At 56.6% G+C, this 12,530-nt stretch carries 14 protein-coding genes and 1 other annotated feature; of the genes, 8 read left to right on the top strand and 6 right to left on the bottom strand.

Going from position 1 to position 12,530, the window contains the following annotated elements; all coding sequences use genetic code 11:
* Positions 1-111 precede the first annotated feature (111 nt).
* Both OVA03_RS06440 and OVA03_RS06445 read right to left on the bottom strand, forming a co-directional pair.
* Positions 112-477, bottom strand: a complete 366-nt coding sequence (locus OVA03_RS06440) for a hypothetical protein (RefSeq protein ID WP_267527317.1) — start codon at positions 475-477, stop codon at positions 112-114.
* Positions 478-487: 10 nt separating this feature from the next.
* Positions 488-1,477 carry an NAD(P)H-quinone oxidoreductase gene (locus OVA03_RS06445; RefSeq protein WP_267527318.1) on the bottom strand — a complete coding sequence of 330 codons (990 nt, stop codon included), beginning with the start codon at positions 1,475-1,477 and terminating at the stop codon, positions 488-490.
* 129 nt (positions 1,478-1,606) lie between these two features.
* Between OVA03_RS06445 and OVA03_RS06450 the strand changes: the two genes are divergently transcribed.
* Together OVA03_RS06450 and OVA03_RS06455 are read left to right on the top strand one after the other, a co-directional pair.
* Positions 1,607-1,825, top strand: coding sequence for a DUF1192 domain-containing protein (locus OVA03_RS06450; protein WP_189485738.1), 219 nt, complete (start codon positions 1,607-1,609; stop codon positions 1,823-1,825).
* 169 nt (positions 1,826-1,994) lie between these two features.
* The gene (locus OVA03_RS06455; protein WP_267527319.1) at positions 1,995-2,522 is read left to right on the top strand and encodes a DUF1465 family protein; all 528 of its coding nucleotides are present in this window, start codon (positions 1,995-1,997) and stop codon (positions 2,520-2,522) included.
* A gap of 41 nt (positions 2,523-2,563) precedes the next feature.
* Here OVA03_RS06455 and OVA03_RS06460 read toward each other — a convergent pair whose 3' ends face one another.
* Positions 2,564-4,045, bottom strand: a complete 1,482-nt coding sequence (locus OVA03_RS06460) for a SulP family inorganic anion transporter (RefSeq protein WP_267527320.1) — start codon at positions 4,043-4,045, stop codon at positions 2,564-2,566.
* Positions 4,046-4,130: 85 nt separating this feature from the next.
* Positions 4,131-4,180, bottom strand: a sequence feature (sul1 is cis-regulatory element that is thought to sense ions involved in sulfur or methionine metabolism; They are found in Alphaproteobacteria).
* Between the two features lie 192 nt (positions 4,181-4,372).
* On the opposite strand from OVA03_RS06460, the gene OVA03_RS06465 reads away from it, so the two are divergent.
* The 4 genes from OVA03_RS06465 to OVA03_RS06480 all read left to right on the top strand — a co-directional run bounded on the left by OVA03_RS06465 (position 4,373) and on the right by OVA03_RS06480 (position 7,043).
* Positions 4,373-4,756, top strand: coding sequence for a helix-turn-helix domain-containing protein (locus tag OVA03_RS06465; RefSeq protein WP_189485736.1), 384 nt, complete (start codon positions 4,373-4,375; stop codon positions 4,754-4,756).
* A 245-nt stretch (positions 4,757-5,001) separates the two neighbouring features.
* Entirely contained in the window at positions 5,002-5,811 is an 810-nt protein-coding gene (hisN, locus tag OVA03_RS06470; protein WP_267527321.1) for a histidinol-phosphatase, read from the top strand.
* A 522-nt stretch (positions 5,812-6,333) separates the two neighbouring features.
* A complete protein-coding gene (locus OVA03_RS06475; RefSeq protein ID WP_267527322.1) occupies positions 6,334-6,522 on the top strand; it encodes a hypothetical protein in 189 nt (62 codons plus the stop codon).
* Positions 6,523-6,560: 38 nt separating this feature from the next.
* Positions 6,561-7,043, top strand: a complete 483-nt coding sequence (locus tag OVA03_RS06480; RefSeq protein ID WP_267527323.1) for a GNAT family N-acetyltransferase — start codon at positions 6,561-6,563, stop codon at positions 7,041-7,043.
* Here OVA03_RS06480 and OVA03_RS06485 read toward each other — a convergent pair.
* Together OVA03_RS06485 and OVA03_RS06490 are read right to left on the bottom strand one after the other, a co-directional pair.
* Positions 7,020-8,906 (bottom strand): ABC transporter ATP-binding protein, encoded by a 1,887-nt coding sequence (locus tag OVA03_RS06485; protein ID WP_267527324.1) that lies wholly within the window; start codon positions 8,904-8,906, stop codon positions 7,020-7,022. The two genes, OVA03_RS06480 and OVA03_RS06485, sit on opposite strands and share 24 nt — an antisense overlap.
* 127 nt (positions 8,907-9,033) lie before the next feature.
* Positions 9,034-9,858, bottom strand: a complete 825-nt coding sequence (locus tag OVA03_RS06490) for a hypothetical protein (RefSeq protein WP_267527325.1) — start codon at positions 9,856-9,858, stop codon at positions 9,034-9,036.
* A gap of 96 nt (positions 9,859-9,954) precedes the next feature.
* On the opposite strand from OVA03_RS06490, the gene OVA03_RS06495 reads away from it, so the two are divergent.
* On the top strand, positions 9,955-10,821 hold the full coding sequence (locus tag OVA03_RS06495; protein WP_267527326.1) for a 50S ribosomal protein L11 methyltransferase: 867 nt from the start codon (positions 9,955-9,957) through the stop codon (positions 10,819-10,821).
* Positions 10,822-10,881: 60 nt separating this feature from the next.
* Positions 10,882-11,970: an FkbM family methyltransferase gene (locus tag OVA03_RS06500; RefSeq protein WP_267527327.1), complete on the top strand. Its 1,089-nt coding sequence runs from the start codon at positions 10,882-10,884 to the stop codon at positions 11,968-11,970.
* Here the strand turns inward: OVA03_RS06500 and OVA03_RS06505 are convergent.
* The gene (locus OVA03_RS06505) at positions 11,967-12,506 is read right to left on the bottom strand and encodes a hypothetical protein (protein WP_267527328.1); all 540 of its coding nucleotides are present in this window, start codon (positions 12,504-12,506) and stop codon (positions 11,967-11,969) included. The two genes, OVA03_RS06500 and OVA03_RS06505, sit on opposite strands and share 4 nt — an antisense overlap.
* Positions 12,507-12,530 lie beyond the last annotated feature (24 nt).

Here is a 12,530-nt window from a genome sequence, read left to right on the forward strand (position 1 = left end):
AAGTCCTAATGCACCTGACCGCGCGCAGATGAATCCATTTACCCTTGTTTGGCAAGGCAATAGTGGCAAATTCAGGGCATCACAGGTTGTAATCAGAGATTAACCACTGAATTACATATAGCCGTCGGCCTTGAAACGCACCGCGCTGGCCCGGATCAGGTCGGCGATATCCTGCGTCAATTCCGGCGTCAGGCCCTTGAAGTTAAACGATGACTTACCGTTCTGACGACGTTTCAGGCTGTCCGGTAAGGTCGCCAGCATGTCCGGGTGCTGATAGATCGGCATGAGATGAAGGGCCACTATGCTCTTGCGGATTTCAACCCCGCCAAACCACATGCGAAAGCCGTCCTTGGCCGCGCGCGGTGAGCCCAGATAGTAGCGCATGGGTTCATCGTGCAGCGACACGCAGTCGCGCTCATAGACCAGAAGCATTTGCTTTATGGCCTCGAACGCTTCGGTCAGATTGGTGTGCGTCATGTTGTGTCCTTTAGCTAACTTCCAGCACGACCTTACCGACATGCTGCCCGGCCTCCAGCCAGGCGTGGGCTTCGCCCACCTTATCAAGGCTAAATTCCTTTTCGACAACGGTTTTTATGGCCCCTGCGTCAATCAGCGGCCAGACCTGATCGCGGACGGCATGGCTCAAGCGGGCTTTTTCATCGGCGGATCGCGGTCGCAGGGTTGATCCGGTCACGATCAGTTGCTTTTGCATAAGGCGAAACAGGTCAAGCGTGACCTTTGAGCCCGCACCGACACCGACCTGCACCAGGCGGCCCTTGGGTTTCAGACAGATCAGGTTTTTGTCAGTGTAGTCGCCGCCCACTATATCAATGACCACATCGGCCCCACCGTAAGCTTTGACGGCTTCAACGAAATCCCCGGCAGCCGCATCGATGACCAGATCAGCGCCGAATGCGGCCACGCGCAGCGCTTTATCGGCACCACGCACGGTCGTGATGACTTTGGCGCCAAAACCTTTCGCCATCTGAATGGCCATCGAGCCAATACCGGAATTGCCGCCGTGGATGAGCACCGTCTCACCCGCCTTAAGCCCCCCGCCCTCCATCATATTGGCATAGACGGTCAGCGCCACTTCCGGCAGGGTCGCCGCTTGCGCCATCGTAAGGCCTTTGGGGATCGGCAGTAGGTGGCGGGCATCGACACTGACGAACTCGGCATAGCCCCCGCCATTGGTCAGCGCACAGACCTTATCCCCCAGTTTCCAGCCCAGCACGCGCGCCTGATCATCGCTAAGGTTCAGGCTCTCAATATAGCCTGATACCTCAAGTCCCAGTATGGGCGATGCCCCCGCAGGCGGCGGGTAAGCCCCGATGCGCTGTAGAATATCGGGACGGTTCACTCCGGCATGGCTGACCCGTATCAGGACATGGCCCGCAGGCGTCTCAGGCCGGGGGGCTTCAGCCTTAATAAGATCATACGGACTTTTCCCGTCATTGTTCACCTGAATCACATCCATGCTGATTCGTTTTCCTTGCAATCTTCGCCTGATACGGGTTTGATGATGATCATAAACAGATAGGGTTCATATTCAACCGATCCCAGTTTTTCGATCTCAGCTATAAGCTAAAATCCGGGGAGGCAGCCTATGATAGATGACGATATTCCGGCTGAACCGCGCGCGCTTACGGCCACCAAAGGCCTTGCGGGCACTTTGTTTCGGGAAGATCTCGATCCGTTCAGCGTCGAAGACCTGACCGCCCGGATTGAGGCGCTGGAGGCCGAAACGATGCGTACCCGCAACGCCCTGACTGCCAAGAAAAGTCAGCGTTCCGCGGCGGATGCGCTTTTCTCCTTTAAGGGGTAGGGGCGCCCAAACCGTAACACTCGCAGTCACGGGAATGGCACGAGGGTTGCATCGAATGGGACACAAAGCGATTTGTGACAAGGCCTGCGGGGCATGATATGGTCCGCATGGCTATTATGGTTAAGCGTAGTATGGGTTCGCCCTACATTTATTTGAAGGCAGTCTTTTGATGTCAGATAGTGTCGCCACACAGATAGTTCAGCGCGTTGAAATCGTGCGTGATTTTGCCCGCTCCGACCTGTTTGACCGGACCTTTAAAGAAGGTATGGCTTTGGTCGAAGAGACCGCCGCCTATCTGGATGGCGATGGCCGCCGGGATAGCCGCCTGCTGAACCGCGAAGACGCTTTAGCCTATGCCGGTGAAAGCATGCGCCTGACCACCCGCCTGATGCAGATCGCTTCGTGGCTTTTGGTGCAGCGCGCTGTGCGTGAAGGTGACATGGAAGCCGCCGATGCCTGCGAAGAACGCTACCGCCTCACCCCGGTCCAGAGCAGTTCGGCTGATGCGGGCGAGAAAATGCCCGAAGGCCTGATCAGCTTGCTGGACCGTGCCAACCGCCTCTATGATCGCATTTCTCATATGGATAAACGCATGTTTATTGACGCTGAATCCGAAGCCCCTGCGGTCAATCAGGTGCTGAACCAGATGCAGCTTTTGCAAAACGCCTTTGGTACGGCCACCGACGCGCGCCAATAGAGTTAGCAATTGCGGTTTTAAGGGGCCTGACGGCCCCTTTTTTAATGCCCTGCACCTGATGGCAAGTGGGTCTTATCGAACTGCCCGACCTTTCCAACAAGGGTCGAACAGGCCTCCGACATGTCGATGACATTGACCTCAGCCCCGTGGCGGCGATAGCGGAACACGATCTTATCAATCGCATCGACCGCCGTAATGTCCCAGATGCGGGCATGGGTCAGGTCGATCGTGACGCTTTTCGGATGGCCGTGGAACTCAAATCCGGACGTCAGCAGGTCGGCGGACACGAAGAATATCTGCCCCTGCACCTTATAGATGTGGATATCGTTGTCCCCGCTATCCACACGCTCAACCGCCACCAGTTTTGAGACCTTAAGCGCGAAAAATATCGCGCTCATGATCACCCCCAACACCACGCCTTTCGACAGGTCGTGAGTCAGCACCACCGCAAGCGTCGTCACGATCATCACCGCGCTCGATTGCTTAGGCGTTGTGCCCAGACGGCGGATCGAGTTCCAGTCGAACGTGCCGACCGACACCATAATCATCACCGCAACCAGCACCGCCATAGGGATCATGGCCACCCATTGTTGCAGCACCAGTATCAAAAACAACAGGAACAGACCGGCCCACAGGGTCGACAACCGCCCGCGTCCGCCCGATTTGACGTTGATCACGCTTTGGCCAATCATGGCGCACCCGGCCATGCCGCCAAACAGCGGCGATAAGATATTGGCAATGCCCTGCCCGCGCGCTTCGCGGTCTTTATCGGACGGGGTATCGGTCATGTCGTCGATGATATTTGCGGTCAGTAAGGATTCCAGCAGACCGACAAAGGCCAGCGTTGCGGAAATCGGCGCGATAATCACAAGCGTTTCCCAAGTCAGCGGCACATTGGGCAAATGAAACGCCGGAAAGGCCGTCGGCATCTGCCCCATATCGCCAACCGTGCGCACATTAATGCCCGCCCAGACCACCACGCCGGTCAGGGTCAGTATGGCCACCAGCGGCGACGGCACAGCTTTGGTGATATAGGGAAAGCCATAGATGATGCCTAAACCGGCGGCCACCAACGCATAGGTTTGCCAGTTCACCCCGGTCAGTTCCGGCAACTGCGCCATAAAGATCAGGATAGCCAGCGAATTAACAAAGCCGGTCATGACAGAGCGCGACACAAACCGGATTAGCGACCCCAGTTTGAGCCACCCGATGATGATCTGAAACACCCCGGTCAGGATCGAGGCGGCAAACAGATATTCAAGCCCATGCTCCTTAACCAGCGTCACCATCAATAGCGACATGGCGCCCGTTGCGGCTGAGATCATGGCGGGCCGGCCACCGACGATCGAGATCGTCACCGCAATGATAAACGACGCGTAGAGCCCGACCGCCGGATCAACCCCGGCGATAATCGAAAAGGCAATGGCTTCGGGAATAAGCGCCAAAGCGACCACTGTGCCGGACAAAAGATCGCGGCGCGGATTGGACAGCCACTCGCGTTTGAGCGTGTCGATATTGAGCATGTGAGAAAAAACCCTGAACAAAACCACTTGCAGACAGTATGGCGCACACAGACGGGCTGCGGCGGTCAATGATGTTTTGATTGAGAGTTGTCCGGGGGATCGGCGCCCGGAATAGCCACCCGTTACGGGTCCATTGTGTGGAGCTTTACTTGCACAGGCCCTAGTCGTTCGCAAGGGCTAACTTACGCACACATTCCCCCATAGGTGTCTTTAGCCTGTGACTTCGCCTCTGGCACGAAGCTTGAAACTCACAGTACGAAGCGTCCCGAAACGGAACGCGGAATATGTGAATTTCAACAGCCAAACCTGACCAGAAGGGGACTAAACATGGCTACTGATATCGATCTGCACCTCGGCAAACGCCTGCGCCGCCGCCGCCGCCTGCTCGGCCTGACCCAGCAACAACTGGCTCTGGCCGTTGGCATCCGCTTCCAGCAAATCCAGAAATATGAATGTGGCGCCAACCGCATTTCCGCCGCCCGCCTGTTCCAACTGGCCAAGGCGCTGGAAACCCCGATCAACTACTTCTATGACGGCCTGTCCGACGACCGCACCGAAGTCGCGGCCGTTCAGAACGAAGGCATCGAAGTGTTTTCGCGCAAGGAAACCCTCGATCTCATTCAGGCCTATTACCGCCTGTCGGAGCGTCCGCGCCGTCGTCTGCTTGATCTCGCCAAATCGCTTAACGGCGAAAACGATCAAGCTGCTTAACTTTATTCGCTCAAACGCCGCGTAGGCTTACCTCGCCCATTTAAGCATGCTAACGCTTCGCTTCTTGAGCACAAAGCCTCGGGCGGGCGGTCGCCCTTGCCAAACCCTTTCAGGGTTTGGAAATTCTGACCGTACGTTTGAGTTATGTAAAGTAATTATACACTATACCCCTTCTGGTCGCATAGCGTCCGGATGATCACTTTCCGACTGGACGTACACGGCGACTGTATTTACATCTGGCCGTCATGACAAAATCCCCGGACTTCGATCATCTGGACGCCTTTGCCCAGACCCTCGCCGCCGCCGCCGCACGCATTTCGCTGCCGCTGTTTCGTACCCTGACATTGGGGGCCGACAATAAGCTGGACAAGGGCTTTGATCCGGTCACCGAAGCCGACAAAGGTGCCGAACGCGCCATCCGTGCGCTCATTTCGGAACACTTCCCCAACCACGGCGTCATCGGCGAAGAATATGGCGAGCATCAGCCCGATGCCGAATTTGTCTGGGTGTTAGACCCCATCGATGGCACCCGCGCCTTTATTTCCGGCCTGCCGCTGTGGACGACCTTGATCGGTCTGCGCCACCATAATCGCCCCGTCGTCGGCGTCATAGCCCAGCCCTTTTTAGGTGAAATCTTTATCGGCAGCCCCAACCTCGGCTCCCGTCTGATCACCGCATCTGGTGAAGTGCCGCTGAAAGTTCGCGATTGCGGCACACTATCCGCCGCCACGCTAGGCACCACCGATCCCTTCCTGTTCAAAGGCATAGAGGCCGACGCGTTCGGGTCATTGCGAAGTGCGGCCCGCCTGTCACGCTATGGCTGCGACGCCTATGCCTTTGCCATGGTTGCCCAAGGCACGATGGATATCGCCCTTGAAACCGGCCTGATGGCCTGGGATATCGATGCCATCATTCCGGTGATCGAGAACGCCGGCGGCACCGTCACTGACTGGCACGGTAAACCTGTCGGCGGCTTTGGCGGTCAGGTGATCGCAGCAGGGACTACAAACGTGCGTGATGAAGCCCTAAGCCACCTTCGTCCGGCCGCGATCTAACGCCCAGGCCACAAAAAGGGGTAGACCGCGTCCGGCAGGGCATCGCCATTCACCTATAATTGACAAAGCGGTCAAAAAAAGTTGAACACAGACGGCGACACCCCCAACCCCATGCCCCACAACGGCTAGTCAGCGCGTCAGGATTTCCCCTGCACGTTGTGTTACGACACAATTATGGTATGGTGTCCAAAATACCGGTCAAACTCCGGCCATAAAAAATGTCTAAATGACTGAGTGCCGGAAAATAAAGGGCATCAGGACCTGGCAACATCAGAGCGTTGCCTATATGCGGACTATCATCAGAACGATACAAAATTCTTTTATAACCTTAAGTGTTTAGAGCCTGCAGCCTGAAAAACCGCAACCCGAAACCGTAAGGGATAAATGCCGATGAGCTATATTGCGAATAATTCTCAATTGCGATATGATGAAATCGACACCTATTCTGACCCGTTCGCGTTCACAGGGCTATCGCACCCTGCGGACGTTTTATTAGACACACCTCATAAGAAGGAGGCCGACATGCTGGGTACCCCTGCCATTAAGCGCTCCACATCCACCCGCCATTCCATTATTCCCGACCTGTCGCTTGACGACCTGCTTAACGACGAAATGACCCGCATGGTCATGGAAGTCGATGAGGTCGACGAAGACAACTTACGCGAAATGCTATCGCTGACGGCGGATGCTTTGCGTTTGCGCTTGAGTTAAACCTTGCGCGGCTCAATAAGCCGCCCTATGTGGCGAGGATGAATATTCGTCCCGCCACCGCCGCTGACCATGACGCTATCTGGTCGATCCTTGAGCCTGTCATCCGCGCTGGCGACACCTACGCCTTACCCCGCGACTGGTCGCGCGAACAAGCCTTAAACTACTGGTTTGCTGACGGTCATCATCCCTTTGTAGCCGAAGCCGACGGACAAATTCTTGGCACCTACCACCTCAAAGCCAATCAAAAAGGCGGCGGCAGCCATGTCGCCAACGCAGGCTTTGTGACCGCTCCCCACGCCACCGGCAAGGGGGTGGCGCGCGCCCTGTGCCAGCACGCGCTTGAGGTCGCCAAAGACATGGGCTTTCGCGCCATGCAGTTCAATTTCGTCGTCTCGACCAACAGCCGCGCCGTGGCGCTATGGCACGGGCTGGGCTTTCAGACCCTGACCCGCCTGCCAGACGCCTTCGATCATCCGGTCGAAGGGCTGGTCGATGCCCTAGTCATGTTCCGAAAGCTCTAAACTTTTAGTCGCCGTATCATCTGCCAGAAACCCGCCGGTCTGGCGCGCCCACAGACGCGCATAGAGCCCGCCGGCAGCTATCAGTTCGGCATGGGTACCCACCTCGACAATCCGGCCGCCATCCATGACCACCAGCCGGTCCATGCGCGCGATGGTGCTGAGGCGGTGGGCGATGGCGATCACCGTCTTGCCGGTCATCAGGTCAATCAAACTCTCCTGTATCGCGGCCTCGACCTCGGAATCGAGCGCCGAGGTCGCCTCATCCAGCACCAGCATCGGCGCATTTTTCAGTAAGACCCGCGCAATGGCGACACGTTGACGCTGACCACCCGACAACTTGACACCGCGTTCCCCGACATGGGCCTCAAGACCTGTGCGCCCCTTGGAATCGACCAGGGCTGGTATAAAGCTGGCGGCATGGGCACGCGCGGCGGCTTCCATAATTTCGGCATCGCTGGCGCCCGGCTTCGCATAGCCGATATTGTCGCGGATTGAGCGGTGCAGCAGCGACGTATCCTGCGTCACCATGCCGATTTTGGCGCGCAATGATTCCTGCTTGACCGCCGCGATGTCCTGCCCGTCGATCAGGATACGCCCGCCGGTCAGGTCATAAAGCCGCAGGAACAGGTTAACCAGCGTTGATTTACCCGCCCCCGATGGCCCGACCAGACCGATCTTTTCGCCCGGCGCAATGGTCAGGTTGATGCCGTTGAGCGCCGGACGCCCGGTTTCGCCATAGCCGAACTGCACGTCTTCAAAGCGGATTTCGCCGCGCGTCACCATCAGGTCCTGCGCCTGCGCGGCATCGATGACCGTATGGGGATGCGAGATGGTTTCCATGCCATTTTGCACGGTACCGATATTTTCAAATAGACTGGTGACCTGAAACATCACCCAGCCGGACATATTGAGCAGTCGCTGCGTCAAAGCTCCGACCAGCGCAATGGCGCCGACGCTGATGGCGCCATCACGCCACAGCCACACCGCCAAGATGCCGGTGGAGATCAGCAGACTGGCGTTCAACACCGCCACGCCGATATCGAGCGTAGTGATCAGTCGCTGCTGAGCCTGCCATTTTTTGCCGTTGAAATCGAGGGCTTCGCGCACATAGTCGTCTTCGCGACGGGTATTGGCAAACAGCTTGACCGTCTGGATGTTGGTATAGCTGTCAACCACTCGGCCCACCAGTGATGAGCGCGCCTCAGAGCCTTCTTCCGACGCCTTGGAAAGCTTGGGCACGAACCGCAGGCACATCAGGACATAGAGCGCCATCCAGATGATTACGGGCAGGATCAGGCGTGGATCGGCGGCAAAAAACAGCACGATCGCGCTGGTGAAATAGACTATAACATAAAGGAAGGTGTCACACAGGGTCACCAGCGTGTTGCGCAAGGCCGAAGCTGTATCGACCACCTTTGAGGCCAACCGTCCGGCAAAATCATTGCTGAAAAAGCTCAAAGATTGCCGCACGACATGGCGGTGCGACTGCCAGCGGATCAGGGTCGGAAAATTAGATGTGATCGCCTGTTGCAGGATCAGCGAATGTAAGCCCAACAGTGCGGGCGATAAAACACCCAGCACCAGCAGCATGATGATGAACTCGCGGCCATGCAAAGCCCAAAGCTGTGCCGGATCGGCGTGAGTCAATATGTCGATGACCCGCGCGATGTACTGAAACACCATCACTTCGGTCAGGGTGAAGGCCAGCCCCACCACCAGCAATACCGCAAAGACCGGCCAGACCTGACGCAGAAAATGGGTGAAAAACCCGCGCACGGTCGTGGGCGGCGTTGCGGCCTGATAGTCCTTAAACGGCTTAATCAGGCTCTCAAAAAAGGTAAATACGGGTGCGAGTATCATCATAAACCTGTGGGCTTTGTATGTGTTTATACCGCCCGTATGTCAGTTGATGACATGATCATGCTGCTTAGACATGAAAAAGGGCGGGAGTTTAATCCCGCCCTTCCTTAATCCGGATATCGTGCGGGTGTTATTTCTTGCCGAACAGACGCGCCCAGAAACCGGGCTTCTTGCTCTGCGTGACGGCTGCCTTGGCGTCCGCGGCGACCTCTTCGACCTTGGCTTCAATCTTATCAAGCGTCGGCTTGGCGGCCTTGGCGGCTTCGTCGATCTTGGCCTTGGCGTCGTCGATCACGTCTTCGATCTTGGCCTTAGCTTCGTTAATGGCAGGCGTTGCCGCCTTTACGGCGTCATCAACCTTATCTTCAACGGCATCGATGACCTTCGCGGCCTGAGCCTTGGCCTTATCGAGCGCCGGTTGGGCAGCCTTGATCGCGTCGTCGATTTTGTCCTGCGCGGCATCGATCGCCTTTTCGGCCTCTTTTTGAGCCTTGGCGATAACGGGCTTGGCCTTGGCCACAGCCTTGTCGGTCGCCTTGGTCGCCGTCTTTTTGGCATCCGCCACAGCCGCCTCTACCTTTTTAGTCGCCGCTTTTACGGTCTTTTCGACGTTTTTCTCAGCCGTCTTTACGACCTTAGCCGCCTTGACTTCGGTCTTGGCTGCGGCTTTGGAAACTTTTTGGGTCTCAGCGACGACTGCCTTTTTGGTGTCGGCCACGATCGGCTTTACCTCGGCAGCAGCTTTTTTAACCGTCGTCTTCGCGGCGGTTGTCGCTTTCTTGGCGGTAGCCGCCGTTGTCTTGGCTGCCGTCTTGACGGTTTTCTCAGCACTGGCCACAGCTTTTTCAGCCGCCGCCTTCACGGCCGGAGCCTTGCGCGCGATGGTCTTTTTTACACCGGCATCGGCCGGGATTTCTGTTTCCGTCGTCGTCTTTTTCGTGGTAGCTCTCGCCATCAATCTTATCCCATCGCTCAAACGCAGTCGTCGAATCTCCTTAGCCTATCTGACTCTGCGCTCTTAATCAATTGCGTACAAAGAACATAAAGCAACATGACCTACCATCCTCAGCAAATCGTCGCCCGTGGCCCCCGCGCCATTGCCGAAGCCGCAGCCTCAGCCATTGACGACGACGCCTTCCTCGAAGGGGCGACCTATTCCATCCTTGAGGAGGATGAGGACAAAAACATCTGGCGCATCGATGCCTTTCCAACCACGGAGGAAGAGTCTGAGCGTTTACAAGAGGTTCTGGCTGATTACGCTGACCTGAAACTCACCACCGAGCAACTGGCCGATGCCGACTGGCTGGCTATGGCGCTGTCGGGTTTGCCGCCGGTTCGGGCGGGGCGTTTCTTTGTGTACGGCGCTCATGATCGCGGCAAGAGGCCGCTAAGCGCCGTCAATCTGCGCATCGAAGCGGGTGCAGCGTTTGGTACCGGTCACCACGGCACGACCGTCGGCTGCCTCATGGCGTATAATGATTTGCTTAAAAAATACCGCTTTGAGCGCGTGCTCGATGTCGGCGCAGGCACCGGCGTTCTGGCCATCGCGGCCGCAAAAACCGGCACCAAATTCGCCGTCGGCACCGATATCGATCCGATCAGCGTTCGCATTTCCAATGAGAACACCAAGCTCAATCAGGCCAAGGCCCGCTTTGTGTGGGCCAATGGCCTAAACCACAAAGATGTGCGTCAGGACGCCCCCTATGATCTGGTATTCGCCAATATTCTGGCACGGCCGTTAGTTGGCCTGTCGCACTCGATCCGTGGCGCGCTTAAGCCCGGCGGGATCGTCATTCTGTCCGGCCTTCTGCGCACGCAAGAGCGCTTCGTCAAGGGCGCTTACCTGTCGCATGGTTTTAAGGTCGTGCGCCGCATCCACCGCGACGCCTGGTGCACGCTGGTGATGCAGAAAGTTTAGGCGCGCTTAACCATTCCGCCCAATACTTACTCGCACGGTCAATTGGTGTGAGTTTAGACAATGAAAACGGCAATCTACGGTGCAGGCAAAAGCGGGCGCGTCCTGTTGGGCGAGATGGCGCAACGCGGCGAAACGGCGGATTTCTTCATTGATGAATTTTCGCCGGAGCCACAAGTCAGCGGCCTGCCCGTCAAGCGCATGGCCGATATTGCCGACAAGAGCGATATCCGGCTGATGGTGTCGCTGCATAATGGCACGCCGTCGGCCACTGATATCCATACCTTTCTGGCCGACAGCCTGTCACGTCAGGGCTTTGGCGAAATCCACCAGTGGCAGGATCTGGCGCTCATCTATCCGGCCCTGATCGATGCGGTTTCAAGCCATAGCGTCAACCCCCATGAACCGGGCCTGAAAGTCTTTCGCGATATGCTGAGTGATGACATCAGCCGCGACATCCTGGATACCGTCATCGCCTTTCGCCAGGATTTTCAGGGCCCGCTGACGGGTTTGCCCGATCAATATGCGCCCTATTTTCCGGCGGGGATTGATGTTTTTCGCGGTATAAAGTCCCTTCGGTTTGCCGATTGCGGCGCCTATGATGGCGACACGATAGAGAGCGCGCTCAAGAAATCGCCGGTGCCTGTGTCATGGTTTGCGGCGTTTGAGCCCGATCCTGATATTTTTGAGCGCCTGCGCGCACGCATAGATGGCCTCAAACCTCAGTTTGAAGATACCGATTTCTGGCTGCTGCCATTCGGGGCGTGGTCAAAGAATGATGTGCTGAAATTCAACGCCCTCAATACGGTGTGCAGTTCGTTCATGATTGGCGTTGAGACCGCGCCGGTCACGATTTCCGTACCGGTGGTGTCGCTGGATGCGACCTTGAGCGCATCACCTCCGAACTTCATCAAGATGGATATCGAGGGGGCCGAGATCGAAGCGATCACTGGTGCGCGCCACATTATTGAGACCTACCGCCCGACACTGGCCCTCAGTATCTATCACCTGTCCCATCATCTGTGGGAAATCCCGGCGATGATCAAAAGCTATTATCCGGGCTATGAGATGTACCTGCGTCACCACTCAGCGTTTGTGCCCGATACGGTGCTTTATTGCCTCGCGCCTGATGGGCCCAAGATTAAGGGCTAACGGCCAAGCTTAAGCGCCTTTTTCGCCTGCCGCGCCACCTTCTTTTTCCAGCGTTCCTGAGCGTAGTGCATCTGCCATTCGGTGACATCCAGATCCGGTTGAGGACCGCCGCCTTCATCATGATACTGACCGTCCCAAGGTTCTGGCCGCAGACGAAACTGCAACGGCCATACACCTTGGCGCGGACGCCCGCAAACCGTGCAGTATTTCGGCAAATGAAATCTTGTCCACCTTGACCAGCCATCGGTTGAGATATTCGTCTCGCAACGCGGACAAAGGCTGAAAGCATAGACTGCAAACAGCATCCAACCCACCGCAAAACAGGCTGCGGTGACTTCCAGCCCGTTTTCATTCAGGTAAAATCGGCTTCCCAGATGGGCTAACAATATCAGCCCCATTATAAAAACGCGGCTGAACATAAATGTCCAGACTATGCAAATCGCCGTAGCGATTAACACCCATACATGATCAGTGCTGAACATGCTCATATTGATAAGCATAAAACCCGACAACAGGAATAAAGCCGGATATCTCATAATCCCCCCTCTAAAACCTTTATA

It is taken from the genome of Asticcacaulis sp. SL142 (assembly GCF_026625745.1).
Taxonomy (GTDB): Bacteria; Pseudomonadota; Alphaproteobacteria; order Caulobacterales; family Caulobacteraceae; genus Asticcacaulis.

What these genes read in the sequence shown, in the direction of transcription:
- OVA03_RS06440 (WP_267527317.1), bottom strand. Translation starts at nt 477, where the DNA reads ATGACGCACACCAATCTGACCGAAGCGTTCGAGGCCATAAAGCAAATG.
- OVA03_RS06445 (WP_267527318.1), bottom strand. Translation starts at nt 1,477, where the DNA reads ATGGATGTGATTCAGGTGAACAATGACGGGAAAAGTCCGTATGATCTT.
- OVA03_RS06450 (WP_189485738.1), top strand. Translation starts at nt 1,607, where the DNA reads ATGATAGATGACGATATTCCGGCTGAACCGCGCGCGCTTACGGCCACC.
- OVA03_RS06455 (WP_267527319.1), top strand. Translation starts at nt 1,995, where the DNA reads ATGTCAGATAGTGTCGCCACACAGATAGTTCAGCGCGTTGAAATCGTG.
- OVA03_RS06460 (WP_267527320.1), bottom strand. Translation starts at nt 4,045, where the DNA reads ATGCTCAATATCGACACGCTCAAACGCGAGTGGCTGTCCAATCCGCGC.
- OVA03_RS06465 (WP_189485736.1), top strand. Translation starts at nt 4,373, where the DNA reads ATGGCTACTGATATCGATCTGCACCTCGGCAAACGCCTGCGCCGCCGC.
- hisN (WP_267527321.1), top strand. Translation starts at nt 5,002, where the DNA reads ATGACAAAATCCCCGGACTTCGATCATCTGGACGCCTTTGCCCAGACC.
- OVA03_RS06475 (WP_267527322.1), top strand. Translation starts at nt 6,334, where the DNA reads ATGCTGGGTACCCCTGCCATTAAGCGCTCCACATCCACCCGCCATTCC.
- OVA03_RS06480 (WP_267527323.1), top strand. Translation starts at nt 6,561, where the DNA reads ATGAATATTCGTCCCGCCACCGCCGCTGACCATGACGCTATCTGGTCG.
- OVA03_RS06485 (WP_267527324.1), bottom strand. Translation starts at nt 8,906, where the DNA reads ATGATGATACTCGCACCCGTATTTACCTTTTTTGAGAGCCTGATTAAG.
- OVA03_RS06490 (WP_267527325.1), bottom strand. Translation starts at nt 9,858, where the DNA reads ATGGCGAGAGCTACCACGAAAAAGACGACGACGGAAACAGAAATCCCG.
- OVA03_RS06495 (WP_267527326.1), top strand. Translation starts at nt 9,955, where the DNA reads ATGACCTACCATCCTCAGCAAATCGTCGCCCGTGGCCCCCGCGCCATT.
- OVA03_RS06500 (WP_267527327.1), top strand. Translation starts at nt 10,882, where the DNA reads ATGAAAACGGCAATCTACGGTGCAGGCAAAAGCGGGCGCGTCCTGTTG.
- OVA03_RS06505 (WP_267527328.1), bottom strand. Translation starts at nt 12,506, where the DNA reads ATGAGATATCCGGCTTTATTCCTGTTGTCGGGTTTTATGCTTATCAAT.